Consider the following 18052-nt stretch of genomic DNA (forward strand, 5'->3'; position numbering starts at 1 on the left):
TGGTGAGTGCACTCGGCGCGGGGGTCGAGGAAGGAGGTGCTCATCGACTGCCTGCGTGGAAGGGCGAGGGGAGGGTGATCACCGGAACGGGGTGGTCGCGCGGGAGTCCAGGTGGCGGCGGATCTGCTCGGGGAACCTCAGCAGTACCCGCTCGGCGCCGAACACGTCGGTGTTCGGACTCCCCGTCTGGGCACAGGAAGTCGTCTTCCCTGTCGAACCACGCGCCGGGCTGCCCCGACCTGCTTGCGTGGTATCGAATCTCGGTTCCGCACCGCTCGCAGTTCATCGCAGCTCCAGCCTTTCGGTCATCTCATCGACCGCCGGGGACGCCCGGTTCTCGCGGCTGTGGGTGTGGAAGGCAGCGGCCGGCTCGCCGCGCGAGGTGCCGGGCGCAAGGGCGGTGTGGTCGCCGGTCATGGGTTGATCTCCAATCGCGTTGTGGTGGCGGGTATTCGAGGCAACCGGCCCGGGGCCCGGTGGCGGGCCCCGGGGTGGCGGTCACGAAGCGGTTTCGCCGGTGGTGGCCTCGGCGTAGGTGATCGGTGTGCTGGTGGGTGTGCCGTCCGGGTCATGCGGCGCGCCAGCACCCTCGAGGTCGGGGGCGGGGATCGGGAGGAAGACCGAGCTGGTGATCCGCTTGGCGGTCGTGCTGGTGTCGCGTGGGCGGTCGGGCGCTTCGCCGTCGACCAGGACCACCGTGCAGTCGATGTCGCGTTCGTCGGGGTGGTTCGGGTCGTAGGGTTCGTGGATCGCGGTGACGCGCAGGGTGCGCACGTTGCTGGCACGGCTGTCGCGGAAGTGGTCACCGAGGTGCACCGTGCGGCCCTTGCTGGTGGTGTATTTCTCGAGCACGGGGAGTGTTTCGTGCTTTGCGGTGGTGTCCTCGGGCATGGGGGTGTCCTTTTATGCGGTAGTGCGGGCGCGGGCGCGGCGGGCGGTGAACGACACCGGTTTTCCGGTGGCGTGGGCGTAGGCGATTTCCGCGGTGGTCGAGGCGCCGTAGTAGCCGTCCTCGCCGGTGACCACCACGACCCGGTGGGCGATGTCGATCTTGTGCCGGTGCAGCCTGTCGAGCTGCTGTTTGATGGCGCTGTCGTGCTGGTCGGCGGGGGCCACGACCGCGAACGGCGCCAGCACGATCTGCCCGTCGAGGGTCAGTTCGGCGGCGAGGTCGAGCATCAGCGCGAAGTTCCGCATCGATCCGCAGATCGTCACGATCTCCGGATCCGCCACGACGTCTCGGGCGAGCGGCTCGGCGGCCTCGGCGGTGTCCGCGGTCCCCGCGCCGCTCGTCGCGGATCCGGTTGCGGTTGCGCGTGTTCCGGTTGCCGCAGCGGTGGTGGTGGTGTCGTGGGTGGTCACTGTTCGCGCCGCCCGGCCAGGACGGTTCCGGCGAGGAGTCCGGCGGCGGCGGTGAACGCGGCGATCGCGGCGGTGGTCGAGAGGGTGAGGCCGGGGCCGGCGGGAACGACGCGCACGGTCGCGTACACCGGCCGGGGGCGGCGGGCCGCAGCGGTGGTGGGTGTGGTGTGCATGGGTGGGTCTCCTCGTTCTGTGAAAGGGGGGATGGGTGAGGGGGTGCTCGGGCGCGTTCTTCGGGAAGGGTTGACCCGAGCGGGTTTCGTCACTGTGACGGATGATGGGTGGGGTGTCCGGGCGGCAGTGCGCGGGACGCGTCGGCCGCGTGCGGGCCGCGGCCGGTCGGCGGCTCGGGGTGGCGCGTCTGGTTCAGCAACGCGGAGATCTCGTCGACGAAGACGAGATGCGCCGGGGGATCGGTGCGGGGGGTGTGGTTCATGCCCGGCTCCCGGTGGGCGCGGTGAGGCCGTTGCCGGTGAGGCCGTTGCCGGTGAGGATGCGTGCCTGGCGCAGGCTGCGCAGTGTCACCTCGTTGATGCCGCCGGCGGGGGCGTGCTCGAGACCGTCGAGCATGCGGGCCATATCCGGCGCCATCACCGTCCAGTCGTGGCAGGCGTCGACCAGCTCGCCCCAGCGGGTGGCGTGCGGGCTGCAGCGCCACCACCGGTCGATCCTGTCGCGCTGCTCCACCAGCTCCGCGCGTTTGGCCTCGCTCGGCTGCCGGCGCAGCTGGCCGGTGACGGCGACCAGCGTGGCGAACTCCGTGCGCATCCGGTCTTCGGTTCGCGGGTCCATGATCAGTGCCCCAGGTTCGTCGGCGCACCGGCGGCCGCCGCCAGGGCGGTCGCGACCGCGGCGGGGGCGCGGTGGTGCGCGGCCCGGGCCGGGCCCGGCAGGGGCTCGGTCGGGGCGTTGCCCACCGCGGTGCAGGCCTCGCCGATCGCGGTGGCCTGCTCGGCGGTGGGCGCGGTGAACGTCGTCCAGTCGATCGGCAGCTGCTCGAGCGCGTCGGCGTAGCCGCGCATGCCGGTCGCGTCGTTGCCGTGGACGATCGCGTACCCGCTGCAGATGTGGACCAGGACCGTGGCGTGCTCGTCGTACCCGATCGTCGCGTCCTCGCCGAGGGCCAGAGCGGGGGCGACTGCGAAATGCTCGCTCACCCGCTCGCCGATGACGGTGACCGGGCTGTGCTCGCAGAGGGAGATGGTGAGAGTGACCTTCATCGAACGTCCTTTCTCCGGGGCTGTGCCCGCCAGGCAGAGGGGCGGGCGAGCAGACGCGCCGGGAGATCAGCGCGCGGCAACCGCCGGCAGGTAGGTGGTGAGCTCGGCGCGGGGCAATTTCAAGCCGCGCTGACGGTTGTAGGCGGCGACGATCACCCCAGCGGCCACGAGCACGTCACCGCCGCGGATGCCCTCGTGGTGAGCGGCTTTCACGGCGGCGGTGATCTCGCGCGGCGCCAGCACGGTGAGCGCGTCGACGAGCTGCTCGCGCTCGACGCGGTCGCGGTAGTGGTGCAGGATCAACCCCACCGCCATCACGTGCAGTCGGTGGACGTGATCGAGGCGGTGCCGCCACACCGGAGCGCTCACGCTCACCGCGTCGTCGATGAGATCCGCTGCGACGAGCCGGTGGATGCTCGGCGTCGAGGGGCGGGTTCGCGCGGCGTCGAGGGCGTCGGTGATGCGGCGGCGGAACTGGTCGATGTCCGCGCTCGCCTCGTCGGTGAGCACGATGCGGCGGCGCTGATGGTGGTCGATCGCCCGGCACATCCGCGCTTCCTCGGCCAGCGACAGCCCGGTGTGCACGCGCACCACCAACGGCATGTCCCCGTCCACGGTGCCTGCCGCGGCCCAGCGGTGCATACCGTCGATCACCGCGAAGCGGCCGTACGGGCAGCCGGGCCGGTGGGAGACCTCGATGACATCGACTCGGGTGCGGTCCCATTCCTCGGCCAGCCGCTTGACCCTGTCGCGGTCCAGCGCGCGCTGGTAGGCGGGGTCAGCGAACAATTCCTTCGCCGTGACGGCCGCGAAGTAGGGCCGCGGCGTCGTCGGCTTCTTCTTCGACGGCGCGTCGGTGCGGGAACGGGCGCGGGTGCGCGGGTTGCGGGGAATCGTGGCGGTGTCGGGCATGACGAATCTTTCCTGAATCATGATGTAGGGGAACAGCTTTCGATGTTCTGTCGCGGGCTGTGGTCCTTACCGCTGCCGACTGTGGCCGCGGGCCTGGGTGTGGTCGCGCCGCTGTCGCCGGCGCAGGTCCGCGACAGCCCGTGCGGCTTCCCGGCGCTCGGCCTCGGTCAGCTCACGCACACGCACATCCGAGATGTCGCCTGCGGCGCGGGCGGCTTCGACGTGTCCGAGCCGCCGGTCCAACTCGGCGCTGTTGTAGACGCTGATCGAAGTCCCCAGCCTCCAGGCCGGATTCCTCTGCAAGCCTTGTGCGGTAGGGGTGACGCTCAAGACGTATCGGGCGGTGGTCGGGATCGGGTCGGGAAGCGCCATTTCTGCTCTCTCGTGTCGGTTCGGTGGTGATCAGGCCGCGGGTGCGGGATCGGCGGCGGCCGGGGGGCGGCGCATCTGGCGGCGCAGTCGCCGGTGTTCGTCGGTGGCGGCGTGTCCGGCCAGCGCCGACAGCGCGGCGGCGTGGACGCGGACGGCGGCGAGGTCGGCGCTGGCCGCGACATCCAGCAGCTGCCTTGCCGCGGCGATGTAGCGGCCGGATGCGGCGGCGAGACGGCCCCCCAGGTCGGCGTCGTCGAGCACGGTGTGCAGCTGCGCGGCGACCACGGCGGGGTCCAGCACGGTGCCGGCGTGATGCGCCCAGCGCAGCGCGGCGTCAAGGCTGCCCGACTCGTTGCACAGGTCGTAGGCGTAGATCAGCCAGGGCCTGTCGGCGGCCAGCGCGTCGGCGAGGGCCAGGACCCGGCTCACCACGACCCCGGTCTGCGCGGCCAGCACGCGGGCCACCTGCCCGGTGTCCCATTCGCGGGGGTGCGGGTGGAAGCCGATGATGCGCCGGTTGTAGTAGGCGTCCGCGCTGAACGGCAGACCGGCGGGGGCGTGCGGATCGTAGATGTCGGGATCGGCGTCGAGCGCGAGCACGGTGGTCACAGGTTCCTCGATTCCGTTGCCGCAGCAAGTGTTTCCTGCGTGCGTGGAGTGATGGGTCGCAGGTAGGTGCCGAAGACGGTGCGGCAGTCCCGGTACACCGGCGCCGTCCCGGGCGGCAGCGTGTTGCCGCACACCCGGTGGAAGTGGCAGGGCACCCGCTTATCGCGGCCGCCGAGCGCCCGGGCGGCGGTGAGCGCCCGGGCGCGCAGCCAGCGGCGGATCATCGCCCGATCCGTTTCCGGGTCGCGCTGCCCATCCGGTGGCTGGCCGCGGTATCCGGGACGGTGGGGTGTGCCACCGCCTGCTGGGCCGCGTGGACCGAGCGCGACCATCCCGCTTCTTCCAGCACGCGGATGCTCAGCTCGGCCAGCGCCAGCGTTTTCGTGCCGTCGTCACAGGCCAGCGTCATGGGCTGTACGGCGATCTCTCTACGCCACAACGCGGCGACCTCCCGGCGAACGTCGGCGCGTGAGGCGAGGCAGGCGGTCAAGTCCAGCTGGTCGGTCATTGGCTGCTACTTCGACTTCGTCGGGGCGACCGGCGACGGCGGTGTCGATTTCTTCGGCTTCGAGGACTTCTTCGGGGTCTCCCACTCGTGACCGGGTACGCCGTCGTGGCAGTAGCGGTCCTCGACCACGGTGTCTGTCGCGTCGTGCTCGCACCAGCGGCCGTCGTTGCAGGCGGTGGCGCCGAGCGCGGCGACCATGGCGAGGACCACCGCGAGCGCGGCGCGCCGCATCCGGGTGCGGGCGGTCATGCGGGAGCTGTTGCGGATCATCGGGTTTCCTTTCCAGGGGCGGGGGCGGTGAGGACCCGCCGCAGCAGGGCGGGCCAGAGGAACGGGATGCCGAGTGCGGCGGCGGAGATGGTGGCGAGCATCAGTCGGCCTCTCGCGGCCAACGGCGGATCATTTCGCGGTGGGATCGCCGGTCTCGGCGGCGACCTGGGTCTCGGTGCCCGGCTGGGGCGCGGGCACTCCGGCAGGGATGAAGGGGACCGCGGCGAGGGGGATGGTTTTGCGTTCCCGGGTCCACGGAACGGTCATGTTGAACTCGTCGGCCCATTGCCGCGCCTGTTCCGCATCGGCGAACGCCGCCCGCACGAGCTGTGGCTGCTCGTCGTAGGCCGAGCCCGCAATCCCGACCAGTTGCACGGTGCCCGGAATCGCTTCCAGGTAAGCGGCGGCGGCGCGGGCGGCCATGACCAGGATGTCCACGGCCGGCGGGAAGAAGTCGTCGGCGGTGTAGACGCCGGCGGCGGCCGCGGTGAGGTCAGCGGCGAGCTGGACGGGGGTGGATACGGTCATGCGGGAGCTGTTGCGGATCATCGGGTTTCCTTTCCAGGGGCGGGGGCGGTGAGGACCCGCCGCAGCAGGGCGGGCCAGAGGAACGGGATGCCGAGTGCGGCGGCGGCGGTGAGCGCGGGGGAGCGTTCGGCCAACGGCGGGATGAGCACGCACAGGCTGATCACCGCACCGGCCGTCCACAGCGAGCCGAGGACGGCGGTTGCGGCGAGGGCGATCGGGTCCATCAGCTGGCCTGCCGGTGGATTCGGTGGCGGCACAGCTTGCGCAGGTCGGCGGCGATCAGCGCCCGCACCGTCCGCGACGGCCGATGCTCGGGCGCCGGGTCGGTGGCCGAACCTGCGGCGGCGCTGCCCGACGACGTGACGGCGGTGGCGGCGCGGGCGCGGGCGGCTGCGGCGTCCAGGCGGCGGCGCAGCCGCTGCTCGGTTTCGGTGGTGAGCGCGGCGGCTTCGGCGGCGGGCAGGTAGTCGGCCAGTTGCGGCAGCTTCATCGCGGTGTCACGTCCTCGATGCCCGGCTTGCTGGTGGCGCTCGGGCGCGGCGGGGGCGTGTCGTAGGAGATGTCGAACAGCGCGCTCTGGTCGGGGTCCTCGCTGATGGGGGCGCCGAAGCCGGACAGCTCCACTCCCAGCGCCCGCCAGCCCTCGGACCGGTCAGCGCTCATCGGGGGTCTCCTGAAGCATGGTGGGGTCGGAGCCGGTGACCGGGGTGGCGCTCCAGCGCTGCATGCGCTGGTTGGAGACGGACTTGCTGTGACCGTCCCAGCGCGGTGCGGCGGGGTCACCGGCGGGAACGAGCGGCAGCCACGGCAACAGCCGTTCCAGGTCGCTGCGCTTCATATGGCGGGTGAACTGCCGGTCGGGGCCCAGATCGCCGAAACCGTCCTCCTCGGCGGGAAGTTCCAGGAACAGCACGACGTATTTCGAGTCGTCTTCAGGGTCGACAGCGATCGGGTCGGCGACGGGCGCGCCGGAGGAGGCCGCCAGTGCCTGATATTTCGCCAACCCCGCCAGCAGCCGGGCACGGTCGATGTACTGCTCACGCACCCGGTCGGTGTCGTAGGCGGTCATCGCGTCCAACAGGGCGTGCGGCAGCAGCAGCGGTTGCTCGAGGCGCGGGTATTCGGTGGTGATCGCCGCCAGCACCCGGTACATCTCGGCCAGGGCGGCGCCGAAGTCCTTCACGCTGCGCTGCCACGTGCTGGGTTCGCCGCTGGTGTGCAGGTGCGTCCGCAGAGCCGGGATGAGGCTGACCAGCACACCGAGTGCGTCGTCGAGTTTCGCGTACGCCTGCTCGGTGATGGCCTTTTCGGTGGCGCGCTCGCCGAGGTGGTCGATCAGGAATGCGACCTGGGCGCCGATACCGTTGTTGTTGGTGTCGCTGGCGATGCGGCTGGCCGTGCCGTGGACATCGTCGTAGAGGTCGGTCATGACGAACCCGCACTTGTCGGCGAGTTCGGTGAGGCGGCGGCGGGCGTCGTCGCCGGAGGCGGCGGGTGCGGTGACGGTAGTGGTCATTCATGTCCCCTTGTTGTGAAAGATGGTGGGCTGGAGAGGAGTTCAAGCCGCTGCGGTCGTGGTGGCGGGCGGGGTCGCGACGGCGACGGTGGAGGCGGGGTCGCTGGCGGGGCCGTAGCTGGCGGGCGGGCCCGCGGGCAGCGCGGCGAACGCGGCCAGCCCCCACTTCCTGAACTGCGTGGCATCGACTTTGCAGATGCGCATCACGTGTCGGCGGGCCCCGGCGTGGGGGAGCTGGAGGGTGTTGCGGGCGAACCAGTACTCGTAGACAGCGCCGCACCGCTTCACCGCACGGTCGAACGTCACCTTCCCGCTGAGCGCGTCTTTCGGGACGTCGAGGGTGTAGGGGCGACCGTCGGGGGTGGTGAGATGCAGCCGCCAGCCGTCCTCGTCAGGGGCGGGAGCAGCCAGCACGACGGACCGAGGAAGCAACGGACCGGACGCGGTCTCGATGCGGGTCTTCACCGACATCTCGAAACGCGGCTCGACGCTGGAAACGATCATGGCTACTGCTCCAACTGCTCGTCGGGAACGATGTCGGCCGCGCCGGAGACGGCGGGAGCGACGGCGTCCAGCCAGGTCTTCACGCGCCGCACATCGGCGAAAACGTGTTCGGGGTAGGGGTTGTCGCTGTAGTCGGGTGCCTCACCGGCGGCGCGGTAGGCGAGGACCTTGCGCAGGGACTCGGCGACCTCGCGGGGCAGTTCGACCGCCTGTCGGCCGGGTCGGTCGAACCTGGCGCGCAGGGGATTGCTCACTCGGATGCCGAGCAGGAATCCCGCTGCTGCGGAGGCGAGGGCGGTGAGGATATCGATGTGGAGCGGCAGCATCGGGCGGGGCTCTTTCCAGGTGGGGCGGGTCGGGACGGGGAAGCCCCAGTACTGGGGTAGCAGCGCGGGAGGGCGTTGCGACCGGATTCAGCACGGGCGGTGTGGATTGCGGGTGCGATGGAATCGGCGGGAGAGGCGGCGGCACGACACCCCGGGGGCAGGGAGGATGCCCGGGACCGGTGGGTGCGTGCCGCCGCCGACCGCGACAGCCGGGAGGTTGGGGGCGGATGTCGCGGGGCCGGTGGTGGGTAACCAGATGCGCCGATCACGTTGCGCGGCTGCGGGTTACACGCTCGCGTGGCCGGGGTTGGTGATGCAGCGGCGTGGGAGATGTGGGGGTCGATCCCACGCCGCCGCAGTCTCGGGAGGCGGGTCAGCGGTCGGCGCGGGCGCGCTTGCGGGTGCGGGCGCGCAGGATGTCGCGGACCATCTCGCAGGTGTCATCGGAGGGCTTGCGGATGCGGTAGTCCTTCGCGACGGAGCGGATTTTGCTGTCGGTGGCCTTGCTGGGGGTGTAGACGCCCTGGTCGATCAGCGCCGTGACCAGCCTCGCGGCCTTGTCCAGCCGGGCAACGCTCACATACCACTTGCGGGCTCGGCCTGTCGGCTTCGGCTTGCGTTCGGGCGGGGACTCAGGAGCCGGTCCCTGGTCGGTGGTCGCCGAAGGGAAAGCGGCGGAGAGGTTTTCGGGGTCGGTGACAGTCGTGGTCACGAGGGCTCCGTTCTCGATCCGAGGCGAGAAGAAACCGGGTGAGGCGGGTGGGAGACGTCGTCGGCTCCCACCGGGTGGCGTCGGTGCCGTCCGTTCGGGGTGGTTCTCAGCGAACCGCCTCACTCGATTGCAATCATAATATCATGATAGCATGACAGCGTGTACGGGGGAGGGTTCTTCCCCCGGAAATCCATCTCCACCACCCGAAAGAGACCGCAGTATGCACATTTCCAGCGGAATGGGATGCCCCGAAGGCGACGGTGAACTGCTGGTCGTCGACACCGACACCGACACCGGCCGGGTGCTGTTCTGCCCCACCTGCGAGCACACCGAGCCGATGAACGACAGCGACACCCTCGGCCGAGTCGAGCTGGCCGACCACACCGCCACCGCCGTGCTGGTCGACCGCTCCGTGATGGTCCACCAGATCAGCGAAACCCAGTACAACGCCCTCATCGCACATCTGGGCGTGCCGCCCAGCCGGTACAAAAGCGGCCGCAACGTCTTGTTCAACGCCCGGTCCGACAACTGCCGGAGCATCCAAGGACTGGCTCAGGCCATCGAGTACCTGCGCAGGGCGGGCTTGGCCTACACCGAACACCTCGAACTGCGCCACACCCCGCCCTACCCCGACACCGACCCCGCCCCCGCACCACTGGAAGTGCCGCAGGCGGTGACGCTGCTCGAGAAGGCAGCCACGGGTCTGCTCGGTGAGGATCCCGACACCGACAGCCGGTGTGAACCACCCACCCGGACACCGGTTTCCCGCGATACCGTCTGACCGGCTGGGGCGAAGAGGAGAACACTCTCGTGTCCAGCACCACGACCATCGCCGTGCCCGCCGCCCCAGCGGACCCGGCACACACCACCCCTGACCAGCAACAGCCGAAGAAACCGCAGCCGCTGTGGCTATCGCCGTCCCGCAGCTCCGATTTCAAGACCTGCCCGCTGTACTACCGGCTGCGCGCGATCGACAAGATCACCGAGCCGACCTCGCCCGCCGCCGCGCGCGGCAGCGTGGTGCACGCGGTGCTGGATGCGCTGTTCGCCCGCCCGCCACACGAACGGACCCCTCCCGCGGCCGCCGCGCTCCTCGAGGAGCTGTGGCCGCAGCTGGCCGCGAAGGACCAAGCGCTGGCCGACGCCGCGGGCGAGGATGTTCCCGCGTTCCTGGCGCGAGTACGCAAGCTGGTCGCCGCGTATTTCGAGCTGGAGGACCCCACCACGGTGGTCGTCACCGGCCGCGAACAGCGGGTGCGCGTCGGCGTCGGCGACACCCTGGTCCTCATCGGGATCATCGACCGTCTCGATGAGCTGCCCGGCGGCGGGGTCGGCATCGTCGACTACAAGACCGGCCGGCCACCCAGCGAGCGCGGCGAACAGGAAGCGTTGTTCCAGCTGAAGTTCTACGCGCTGATCCTGTGGCGGTTGCACGGGGAGATCCCGCGCACGGTGCGGCTGCTGTATCCCGGCCACAACCTGCACATCACCTACCGCCCCGATCCTGGGCAGCTGGCCGGGTTCGAACGCACCGTCATGGCCTTGGGTGCCGCGATCACCAAAGCCAAGGCCACCCAGAACTTCCCGCCGCGCCGGTCCTGGCGCTGCGGCTGGTGCAAGTTCAAGCCGCTGTGCCCGGCATTCGGCGGCACCCCGCCGCCGTATCCGACCACCACGACCGGTTCGCCCCGGTCGTGACCGGAGCTTCCCCTCATCCAGTCACCGACCACGCCCAGCGCCCCCGCCGATCCGGGGGGCTGCTCGGCGGACATGGAAACGGAGCCCCCGCTGTGACCATCACCGACGACACCCCCCGCCAACGCCGCCGCCGCGGCCCGGATGCCGGCGCAGCGGTCGAATCCTCATCTGTCGAACAGGATTTCGGTCGTCAGCCGCCGCACAACCTGGCCGCGGAGCAGGCGGTGCTCGGCGGGATGCTGCTGAGCAAGGACGCGATCGCCGACGTCGTCGAAACAATCCGCCCCGACGACTTCTACCGTCCCTCCCACCAGGCCGTCTACGACACGATCCTGGATCTCTACGCCCAAGGCGACCCGGCCGACTCGGTCACCGTCGCCACCGCACTCGCCCGCCGTGGTGAACTCAACCGCGTCGGCGGCGCACCGTATCTGCTCACCCTCACCCAGGCCGTGCCGACCGCAGCGAACGCGGGCTACTACGCCGGAATCGTCGCCGAGAAAGCCATCCTGCGCCGCCTGGTCGAAGCGGGCACCCGCATCGCGCAATACGGCTACGCCGGTGCCGAAGGAGACGACGTCGCCGCGGTGGTCGACCGCGCCCAGGCCACCCTGTATCAGGTCAGCGAACGCAACAGCAGCCAAGACTGCATACCGCTGGCGGATCTGATGCAGCCGCTGATGGACGAACTCGACGCGTTGACCTCCGAGGGCAACCGGGTGGGAATTCCCACCGGGTTCGGTGAACTCGATGACCTCACCACCGGCCTGCACCCGGGGCAGATGATCATCGTCGCCGCGCGCCCGGGCGTCGGCAAAGCGCTCGCCCTGGACACCCCGCTGCCCACCCCGGGCGGGTGGACCACGATGGGGGAGGTCGCCGTCGGCGAGTACCTGCTCGACAAGCACGGCAACCCCACCCGCGTCGTCGCCGCCACCGAGGTGATGTACGAGCGCCCCTGCTACCGCGTCCACTTCGACGACGGCGCGGAAATCGTCGCCGACGCCGACCACGAATGGGTGACCCTCAGCTCCCGCTACGGCCTGTCGCCTGGGGTGCGCACCACCCAACGGGTCGCGGCCACGCTGCTGGACGCGCACGGCAAACCCAACCACAAGATCCCCAACGGGCGCCGCGGCAAGGTCAGGCGCATCACAGCTGTCGACCCCATCGACAGCGTGCCGGTGCGCTGCGTGCAGGTCGCCAACAGCGACCACCTGTTCCTGGCCGGGCCCACGCAGATCCCCACCCGCAATTCGACGCTCGCGCTGGACTTCACCCGCAGCGCGGCGATCAAACACAAACTGCCGTCGGTGTTCTTCTCCCTGGAGATGAGCCGCAGCGAACTCACCATGCGGCTGCTGTCGGCCGAAGCGGGCATCAGGCTCGCCGACATGCGCAAGGGCCAGATGAGCGATCAGGACTGGGCCAGATTGGCGCGCAAAATGGGCGAACTGGATGATGTTCCGCTGTTCATCGACGACTCGGCCAACCTCACCATGACCGAGATCCGCGCGAAAGCGCGGCGGCTCAAGCTACGCCACGGCCTGAAATTCATGGTGGTGGACTACCTCCAGTTGCTCACCTCCGGGAAAAAGGTCGAGTCCCGCCAGCAGGAGGTATCGGAATTCTCCCGCAACCTGAAACTGCTGGCCAAGGAACTCGAGATTCCGGTGGTGGCGATCAGCCAGCTCAACCGCGGCCCCGAACAGCGCCAGGACAAACTGCCCATGGTCTCCGACCTGCGCGAAAGCGGCAGCCTGGAACAAGACAGCGACCTGGTGATCCTGCTACACCGCCCCGACCGCAACGACCCGAACGACCCGCGCGCCGGAGAAGCGGACCTGATCGTCGGCAAGAACAGGCAGGGGCCCACCCGCACAATTGCAGTGGCCGACCAATTGAGTCTGAGTCGTTTCACGCCCCTGTACCGCGGCTGAAATCGCCTGCGCGGTTCTGAAAAGTCGTGGCCGAATCTCGAATTGTCGGCCACTCGACGGCCGATCACGGCGGCGAAGCACCGAAAACATCAGAAATCGCCGGGGCCGAACTGCTGAAAGCGACGCGGCGTCCCGGCGGCCTGACCCCCACCCCTGGCCTCCAGACCCATTCTCCGGGTCTGGCGGCTTCCGCCTACCTACCACCCGAAGGAGCCACATGCCCGACCAGAAAACCGCCGCGCCTTGGCCGTTCGGCGACCTCACGCCCGGCACCTACACCATGACCTCAGTCGGCGATGGTGATGGTGACGCCGTCATCACCGATGACGGAAGGCTTCTCGTGCAGCAGCACGAAGGTTGTTGGCACGACCTGACCAGTACGTACTGCGGCGGCACCTCGTGGCGCTTCACCAAACGCGAACCCACCCGCCAGCCGCGCGAACTGCTCGAGCTGCGCGCCCGCCTCGCCGAACTGGAGGACGAGCGCGACGAAGCGTTGGGCCGCGTCGCCGAGCTGGAGGCGCAGCGGCCGACACCGAGCGTCGATGAAGTGGAGGCCATCACCGCCGCGTGGCTGCGCTTCACCGGGTGGGACACCGAACGAATCGCCGCCGCGTGGGGCAAGTTCCCCTGCGAGACAGTCGGATGCGAGTTCATACCCGGCGTCGGCTACGACCACAGCAACGAGGATGGTGAGTCCCGGCACCCCGACCACGACGAACTCGCCCTTGCCTGCGAGATGGCGAACGTCGTACTTGCCGCACTCACCGACCATCGGCCCCGACTCGGGTACATGCCCGCCAGGGTGTTTCCCTCTGACGACAAGCATCCGCGACCACGACTTGCCGCCACCTTCGGCGCGCTCCTCGGCACCGGTGAAGAAGCTCAAGCCGTGCTGGATGACCTCGGCCCCGCGTATGGGCTCTGGGGAGTCATCGAGGTCCGGGCGGTGCAGCCGTGACCGCAAGCGACAGCAATATCGAACCCCACCCCGTATTCCGGCCGATCCGCCGCGCCGTTGCGCGCATTCCCTTGCCGGCGCTCGCCCTGCCCGGCATCTCAGGTGTTTGCCCGTCGAGAGGAAGTCGATGACCCAGACCTCGGACGCTGTCGCCATCCAGTACTGGCAGATCCCGCTTTGTGAGGGTGCTGTGTGGATCGTCGCCCCCGACCCGGACACCGGACTCGGCGGCACGCTGCGGCAATGCAAGATGCGGGCCACACACAAGATCACCCATCACCCCTCCCTGCTCGACGAGGCGACCGTGCGGGCGGTGGCGGTCTGCCAGCGCTGCCTCGGGCCCGAACTCGAGCGCGCCACCGAATCAGGGGATCTGCGGCAGTGCTTCGGGTGGCCAGAGGTCCCCGCACCGGTGATCACCGAACTGACCGTCACCTTCGACCCCAGGGCGGCCGCGCACGGCAAGCAACGCATCCTGCTGGCCGAACACCCGCTCACCGGGCCGATCGCTCCCGCGTTGATCGCGACCTCCGCCGCGATCCAGACGCCGCCACGGCCGCGAAAATCCGCCCCCGCCGCCCGGCCGGAACGAGGCTCGACCGCGCTGCAACCCGCCCTGTTCGACCTGCCGGCCTCCGCCCGCCCCTGAACCACCCGGTGGCGCGAGGCCAGCGGCCAACACGCCTTCTTCACCGCGTGACCGGCCGCCACCGCCACCGCGAGCGCGAAGTGCCGAACCTCGTAGCAGACAAGGAAATTCGACATGACGACACCGCCACCCGTCCGATACAGCCAACGCTGGCGATCACGACTGTGCTCGCCAGCAACGACCGGCCGGTTCGACCCGCACCGCTACGGCGTCGACTTCCTCGAGACCGGGGCGGCGCGAAGGTTCATCACCGCCCACCACTACACCCGCACCTTCCCCCAGGTCCGCTACAGCCTGGGCATGTGGGATCTGTCCGCCCCGGACACGCCGCGGCTGGTGGGCGTGCTCACCCTCAGCAACGGATCCAACGTCCTGACTCTCACCAACGCCTTCCCAGGTCTCGTGCCCTACGAACAGTCCTTGGTGCTGTCGCGGCTGATACTCGACGACAGTGTGCCCGCCAACGGCGAATCCTGGTTCACCGCCCAATCTTTGCGGCTGGCCGCCGACGAAGGGCTTCGCGGGGTCGTCGCCTTCTCCGATCCCAGCGAGTACTGGCAGGTCCGCAACGGCCGCCGTGAGCGCGTCAAACGCGGTCATCACGGCGGGGTCTACCAAGCAAGCAACTTTCAATTCGCCGGGCAGACCAAGGCGAGCTGGAAGCTGTACTTCCCCGACGGGCCCGAGTTGTCCCGCCGCGCCATCTCCAAAATCACCGGCGGTGAAGTCGGGCACGGCGGCGTCGTCGCGCGCCTCATCGCCTACGGAGCACCGCCGCTGACCGAGGGGACCGACCCCCGCGCATGGTTCGAGGTCGCCAAGGCGGCCGCCGGACTCGAGCGCCGCAAGCACCCTGGCAACTACACCTACACCCTGCGCACCGGCCGCACGCGGGCCCAACGCACCCGCACCCGCATCGCGCTGCCTTCCCTGCCCTACCCCAAGCCGCAGCTCATCCTGCCCGGACTCGACACCACACTGCCCTGACCGCAAACCCACCCGCCGCCCCCTGACCGGCTGGCGCGCCGGGTGTCCGTTCGCAACCATGACGACAGGAGGATTCATGACATCACCCGCCGACACTGCTGACCCGCCGCCCGATCAGGGGCCGCGTATGGCGTTCGACCGCGACCGAAGGCTCTGGCACGAAAACCCCGACACCGGGTGGTGGATCCGTGACGCCGGCACCCTCACCGAGACCCGCCGCCCGAGCCTCGCCCAGCTGCAAGACCAGCACGGCCCGTTGCAGATCCTGCCCCACGACCGTTGCCCCGACCTGTCACCACTGCCCGTGCACCGCTGGCACGTACTCATTGAAACCGGACTGCGCACCGCCCGACCGACACAGGAAGACAACCCACGATGAGCAGGAAAACCTCAGCATCGACGGCTCTGCGGCAGGCCGCCACCGAACGCGCCACCGTGGCGCGAAACGTACCCGTCTCAACCGGTTCCGTCGTTGGCGAGCGGACCGTCATCATCATCGATGAGACGTGGCAGGTAGTCCCCGCCGATGGCCGCGACGTAGCCGACCGCGTTGTGAATGCTGCACGGGCAGCCGATCCCATCTTTTCCGATGGTGACCAGCGCCGTGCTCAAACGATCGCCGTGCAGCGCGCCAAGAACCTGGAGTACCTGCGTGCTTTCACTGCTGGGTGTGGTCCGGGCGGGGGCAGTTCCGACAAGTTGGCCTGACTCGCCCCGTGCGAGCACGTCCTGAACCCAGCGTTCTCCGATCAGCAGCGACGACACGACCTCGTCGCTGCCGCGCGCGCAAACGAGGAGAGGCCGCCACAGACGGGCGGCCCCACCTGGTCAACGCTGCGACAGTGATCTACCACCTCGTCAGCGCCTCTCGCGGGGCGGTGGCTTCGAGGAGACGCACCGGGCAAGCCGGCCGTCTGCTGTGCGTGGACTGCCAGTGACCAGCGCAATCCTGTATGCCTGCCACACCGCGCGTGTGGAAGGGCACCCGAAAACACTGCTGCGCGTGCTGAGGTGCAACGGGGAGCCGCACGCGTCCCACCCGTCCGACCACCGAGATGAAAGGCAGCGCTGATGAAAGTACTCGCGCAACAGGTGGCAGGCGAGCTGGTCGACGCCAAAGAAGAGATCATCACCCGCTTGCGTGCGGCTGCGCCCGCCGACCCCGAGACGGCCGCGGCCGCGGATCGTCTGGCGCGCGCGGTGGAGGGAGCGAAGGCACTGCTGCGATCCGAGCATCTGCCCGACATTGATCTGTCGCAGGATCTGCGGGTCGGGGAAGAAGCGCTATGGCTCAACGGCTCCGGCGACGAACTCGGCATCATCAACGCCCGCGTGGTCGGCGATGCCGAACTGCCGGGGGGCCGCCGCGGGGTGGAGGTGATGATCGAAGCGCCGGCGGCGCTGGGCGGTGCCGCTTGGCGCACCGTCCCCGCGGATGCGCTGATCCCCAACCCGTGGGCATCGCCGGAGGCGGCGGCGCGGGTTCGGTTGCCGGATGCTGCCGGGCTGCTGGTCACGAACTGGGTCGACGTCGCCGCTGAACCGACCCCTGAGGCCGCGGCCGCCGCCGACCTCGCCGAAGGCTTGGCCGCGGCCGTGCTCAGCGATCGGCGATCATCCGGAACCGGCGCCGCCGCCGATCCCACGCCGCAGCTTCCGCCCGACCCAGGAGACGACGCCGCGCCGGGCCCCGCCGCTGGGCTGTGATGCCACCGCTCATCCAGCAGCGCAGGTATCCGAGCAGCACCCGCCGCCGACCGCCATTCGCGTGGGCGGTGCGCGACCGACACGGCTCAACGAAGCCGGGGCCGCGCAGCGCGCCGGACCGCCGGCCACGCCCAGCGCGTCGCTCACCCGCCGTTTCCAGTCCAGAGCGCCGCGATCACAGTGCCCGATCCGGCGCACAGCCGTTTTTGAGTGGCGTTCGGGCGGCACGCTGCGCGCCGCCGGGAAGCCGCGCCGCAAGGCGGTCGCGGGGGTCAGGGGCGGGGGTCGTGGTCGGCGGCTCGGTAGGTCAGCCGCACGCTCACGGTGTCGAGGTGAGTGGTGACCGCGGCTACTTGGGCGGCCATCGCGGTCAGCTGGATGGGGACGGAGTCGAGCTCACCGCGCAGGGCGGCGAGCTTCTTGGCCGCGCCGGCGGAGACCGTCGGCTGCTCGCTGCGGTCGAGGGACTTACCGAGATCGCCGATCCCGGTGGTGATACGCCGCAGCTGGGCCGTCACCGCCGCCAGGTCCTCGTGCAGAGCGGCCAGATCCTGGGCGGGGGTGGGGATCCCGTGGGCGGTGACGTCACGGACGCGCGGTGGCCGGCGGGAGTTGCGGCGGTGGATGATGCGGCCTTCGCCGGTGAGGATGCCGATGGCCTTGATGACGGTGGTAGGGGAGGCGCTGAAGCGGGTGGCGAGCTCGCGGACGGTGGGCAGCGGGTCACCCGGGGCCAATTCACCGGCGTCGATGAGAGCGGTGATCGCCGCGGCCACCTCCTGGGCGGTAGTGCGGCGGGAACCGCTGGCGGGATTCACGCGATGAGTGTAGAACGCGTCCGAACCATGTGTCTGCACGCGATTTCGCGCTGTGCGAGAACGGTTTCCAGCGTATTGCCGAGACCCGTTCCGGCCGATTATCGTGTGGAACACCATCGGGTGTTCCAGGATTCTGGGCAGTCGGTACGGCTATCCGCAGGACTCTCGGCGGCTTCCGATGGCGGCGAACCGCGCCGCGCGCACCGGGCGCGCGGAGCTCGGTGCGCTGCCCTGAAAACAGAATCCCCGCCCTCTGATGTTTTGGCGACAGGAGAGAGCGGGGGATCAAGAACACGAGTACCGGTTCGCGAGCACGAGAATACAGGCAAGGTCCGACACGAATCCATTCGTGGCGCATCCTTGTCCGGTTCCTGCGCGCGTGTCGGGGCTCGGCGATCCCGTGAAAGGGGCTGACCGACCGTGCACCTCCCGATCCCAGCTACCCCCACCACC

32 protein-coding genes are annotated in these 18052 nt (G+C 69.8%); 8 read left to right on the forward strand and 24 right to left on the reverse strand.

The window, feature by feature from the left end:
• Positions 1 to 282: 282 nt before the first annotated feature.
• The 22 genes from ON27_RS45495 to ON27_RS35020 all read right to left on the reverse strand — a co-directional run bounded on the left by ON27_RS45495 (position 283) and on the right by ON27_RS35020 (position 8839).
• On the reverse strand, positions 283 to 417 hold the full coding sequence (locus ON27_RS45495) for a hypothetical protein (protein WP_281032796.1): 135 nt from the start codon (positions 415 to 417) through the stop codon (positions 283 to 285).
• Between the two features lie 81 nt (positions 418 to 498).
• A complete protein-coding gene (locus ON27_RS34945; RefSeq protein ID WP_043737441.1) occupies positions 499 to 891 on the reverse strand; it encodes a hypothetical protein in 393 nt (130 codons plus the stop codon).
• A gap of 12 nt (positions 892 to 903) precedes the next feature.
• On the reverse strand, positions 904 to 1362 hold the full coding sequence (locus tag ON27_RS45205; RefSeq protein ID WP_245560515.1) for a hypothetical protein: 459 nt from the start codon (positions 1360 to 1362) through the stop codon (positions 904 to 906).
• Entirely contained in the window at positions 1359 to 1535 is a 177-nt protein-coding gene (locus ON27_RS43550) for a hypothetical protein (RefSeq protein WP_157227705.1), read from the reverse strand. Before ON27_RS43550 ends, ON27_RS45205 begins: the two co-directional genes overlap by 4 nt.
• An 89-nt stretch (positions 1536 to 1624) precedes the next feature.
• A complete protein-coding gene (locus ON27_RS43555; protein WP_157227707.1) occupies positions 1625 to 1798 on the reverse strand; it encodes a hypothetical protein in 174 nt (57 codons plus the stop codon).
• On the reverse strand, positions 1795 to 2154 hold the full coding sequence (locus ON27_RS34955) for a hypothetical protein (RefSeq protein WP_043737443.1): 360 nt from the start codon (positions 2152 to 2154) through the stop codon (positions 1795 to 1797). Before ON27_RS34955 ends, ON27_RS43555 begins: the two co-directional genes overlap by 4 nt.
• Before the next feature lie 2 nt (positions 2155 to 2156).
• On the reverse strand, positions 2157 to 2582 hold the full coding sequence (locus ON27_RS34960) for a hypothetical protein (protein ID WP_043737445.1): 426 nt from the start codon (positions 2580 to 2582) through the stop codon (positions 2157 to 2159).
• Between the two features lie 66 nt (positions 2583 to 2648).
• Positions 2649 to 3494, reverse strand: a complete 846-nt coding sequence (locus tag ON27_RS34965; RefSeq protein ID WP_157227709.1) for a DUF6551 family protein — start codon at positions 3492 to 3494, stop codon at positions 2649 to 2651.
• A 66-nt stretch (positions 3495 to 3560) separates the two neighbouring features.
• Positions 3561 to 3866 (reverse strand): hypothetical protein, encoded by a 306-nt coding sequence (locus ON27_RS34970; RefSeq protein ID WP_043737451.1) that lies wholly within the window; start codon positions 3864 to 3866, stop codon positions 3561 to 3563.
• Positions 3867 to 3896: 30 nt separating this feature from the next.
• Positions 3897 to 4475 (reverse strand): hypothetical protein, encoded by a 579-nt coding sequence (locus ON27_RS34975; RefSeq protein WP_043737453.1) that lies wholly within the window; start codon positions 4473 to 4475, stop codon positions 3897 to 3899.
• The gene (locus ON27_RS34980) at positions 4472 to 4699 is read right to left on the reverse strand and encodes a hypothetical protein (protein ID WP_043737455.1); all 228 of its coding nucleotides are present in this window, start codon (positions 4697 to 4699) and stop codon (positions 4472 to 4474) included. The genes ON27_RS34975 and ON27_RS34980 overlap by 4 nt, the downstream gene beginning before the upstream one ends.
• A complete protein-coding gene (locus tag ON27_RS34985; protein ID WP_043737458.1) occupies positions 4696 to 4983 on the reverse strand; it encodes a hypothetical protein in 288 nt (95 codons plus the stop codon). The genes ON27_RS34980 and ON27_RS34985 overlap by 4 nt, the downstream gene beginning before the upstream one ends.
• A 6-nt stretch (positions 4984 to 4989) precedes the next feature.
• Positions 4990 to 5253 carry a hypothetical protein gene (locus ON27_RS34990; RefSeq protein WP_043737460.1) on the reverse strand — a complete coding sequence of 88 codons (264 nt, stop codon included), beginning with the start codon at positions 5251 to 5253 and terminating at the stop codon, positions 4990 to 4992.
• Positions 5250 to 5375, reverse strand: coding sequence for a hypothetical protein (locus ON27_RS45500; RefSeq protein WP_281032797.1), 126 nt, complete (start codon positions 5373 to 5375; stop codon positions 5250 to 5252). Before ON27_RS45500 ends, ON27_RS34990 begins: the two co-directional genes overlap by 4 nt.
• Positions 5376 to 5382: 7 nt before the next feature.
• Entirely contained in the window at positions 5383 to 5802 is a 420-nt protein-coding gene (locus tag ON27_RS40440) for a hypothetical protein (protein WP_051047345.1), read from the reverse strand.
• Positions 5799 to 6005, reverse strand: a complete 207-nt coding sequence (locus ON27_RS34995) for a hypothetical protein (protein ID WP_043737463.1) — start codon at positions 6003 to 6005, stop codon at positions 5799 to 5801. The genes ON27_RS40440 and ON27_RS34995 overlap by 4 nt, the downstream gene beginning before the upstream one ends.
• Positions 6005 to 6271 carry a hypothetical protein gene (locus tag ON27_RS35000; RefSeq protein WP_043737465.1) on the reverse strand — a complete coding sequence of 89 codons (267 nt, stop codon included), beginning with the start codon at positions 6269 to 6271 and terminating at the stop codon, positions 6005 to 6007. Before ON27_RS35000 ends, ON27_RS34995 begins: the two co-directional genes overlap by 1 nt.
• Positions 6268 to 6444 carry a hypothetical protein gene (locus ON27_RS43560; protein ID WP_157227711.1) on the reverse strand — a complete coding sequence of 59 codons (177 nt, stop codon included), beginning with the start codon at positions 6442 to 6444 and terminating at the stop codon, positions 6268 to 6270. The genes ON27_RS35000 and ON27_RS43560 overlap by 4 nt, the downstream gene beginning before the upstream one ends.
• A complete protein-coding gene (locus ON27_RS35005) occupies positions 6434 to 7297 on the reverse strand; it encodes a hypothetical protein (RefSeq protein WP_043737468.1) in 864 nt (287 codons plus the stop codon). The genes ON27_RS43560 and ON27_RS35005 overlap by 11 nt, the downstream gene beginning before the upstream one ends.
• A 42-nt stretch (positions 7298 to 7339) precedes the next feature.
• Entirely contained in the window at positions 7340 to 7801 is a 462-nt protein-coding gene (locus ON27_RS35010; RefSeq protein WP_043737470.1) for a hypothetical protein, read from the reverse strand.
• 2 nt (positions 7802 to 7803) lie between these two features.
• On the reverse strand, positions 7804 to 8127 hold the full coding sequence (locus ON27_RS35015; RefSeq protein ID WP_043737473.1) for a hypothetical protein: 324 nt from the start codon (positions 8125 to 8127) through the stop codon (positions 7804 to 7806).
• A gap of 373 nt (positions 8128 to 8500) precedes the next feature.
• Positions 8501 to 8839, reverse strand: a complete 339-nt coding sequence (locus ON27_RS35020) for a hypothetical protein (protein WP_063711435.1) — start codon at positions 8837 to 8839, stop codon at positions 8501 to 8503.
• A 220-nt stretch (positions 8840 to 9059) separates the two neighbouring features.
• On the opposite strand from ON27_RS35020, the gene ON27_RS35025 reads away from it, so the two are divergent.
• The 7 genes from ON27_RS35025 to ON27_RS35055 all read left to right on the forward strand — a co-directional run bounded on the left by ON27_RS35025 (position 9060) and on the right by ON27_RS35055 (position 15453).
• Positions 9060 to 9620 (forward strand): hypothetical protein, encoded by a 561-nt coding sequence (locus tag ON27_RS35025; protein WP_157227712.1) that lies wholly within the window; start codon positions 9060 to 9062, stop codon positions 9618 to 9620.
• Positions 9621 to 9649: 29 nt separating this feature from the next.
• Positions 9650 to 10537, forward strand: a complete 888-nt coding sequence (locus ON27_RS35030; protein WP_051047346.1) for a RecB family exonuclease — start codon at positions 9650 to 9652, stop codon at positions 10535 to 10537.
• 98 nt (positions 10538 to 10635) lie between these two features.
• Positions 10636 to 12477, forward strand: coding sequence for a replicative DNA helicase (gene dnaB / locus ON27_RS35035; protein ID WP_051047350.1), 1842 nt, complete (start codon positions 10636 to 10638; stop codon positions 12475 to 12477).
• Between the two features lie 217 nt (positions 12478 to 12694).
• Complete coding sequence (locus tag ON27_RS35040; RefSeq protein ID WP_043737479.1) at positions 12695 to 13438, forward strand: hypothetical protein; 744 nt, start codon at positions 12695 to 12697, stop codon at positions 13436 to 13438.
• A 127-nt stretch (positions 13439 to 13565) separates the two neighbouring features.
• The gene (locus tag ON27_RS35045; protein WP_043737481.1) at positions 13566 to 14087 is read left to right on the forward strand and encodes a hypothetical protein; all 522 of its coding nucleotides are present in this window, start codon (positions 13566 to 13568) and stop codon (positions 14085 to 14087) included.
• Positions 14088 to 14201: 114 nt separating this feature from the next.
• Positions 14202 to 15074, forward strand: a complete 873-nt coding sequence (locus tag ON27_RS35050; RefSeq protein WP_043737484.1) for a Mom family adenine methylcarbamoylation protein — start codon at positions 14202 to 14204, stop codon at positions 15072 to 15074.
• 76 nt (positions 15075 to 15150) lie between these two features.
• The gene (locus tag ON27_RS35055) at positions 15151 to 15453 is read left to right on the forward strand and encodes a hypothetical protein (RefSeq protein ID WP_157227714.1); all 303 of its coding nucleotides are present in this window, start codon (positions 15151 to 15153) and stop codon (positions 15451 to 15453) included.
• Between the two features lie 77 nt (positions 15454 to 15530).
• Here ON27_RS35055 and ON27_RS35060 read toward each other — a convergent pair whose 3' ends face one another.
• Positions 15531 to 15839 carry a hypothetical protein gene (locus ON27_RS35060; RefSeq protein ID WP_043737489.1) on the reverse strand — a complete coding sequence of 103 codons (309 nt, stop codon included), beginning with the start codon at positions 15837 to 15839 and terminating at the stop codon, positions 15531 to 15533.
• A 306-nt stretch (positions 15840 to 16145) separates the two neighbouring features.
• Here ON27_RS35060 and ON27_RS35065 point away from each other — a divergent pair, with 306 nt between their 5' ends.
• The gene (locus ON27_RS35065; RefSeq protein ID WP_043737492.1) at positions 16146 to 16781 is read left to right on the forward strand and encodes a hypothetical protein; all 636 of its coding nucleotides are present in this window, start codon (positions 16146 to 16148) and stop codon (positions 16779 to 16781) included.
• Positions 16782 to 17053: 272 nt separating this feature from the next.
• On the opposite strand, the gene ON27_RS35070 is transcribed toward ON27_RS35065, so the two are convergent.
• The gene (locus tag ON27_RS35070; RefSeq protein WP_043737495.1) at positions 17054 to 17599 is read right to left on the reverse strand and encodes a winged helix-turn-helix domain-containing protein; all 546 of its coding nucleotides are present in this window, start codon (positions 17597 to 17599) and stop codon (positions 17054 to 17056) included.
• Positions 17600 to 18052 lie beyond the last annotated feature (453 nt).

The sequence above is a fragment of the Nocardia asiatica NBRC 100129 genome (assembly GCF_000308415.1).
Taxonomy (GTDB): Bacteria; Actinomycetota; Actinomycetes; order Mycobacteriales; family Mycobacteriaceae; genus Nocardia; species Nocardia asiatica.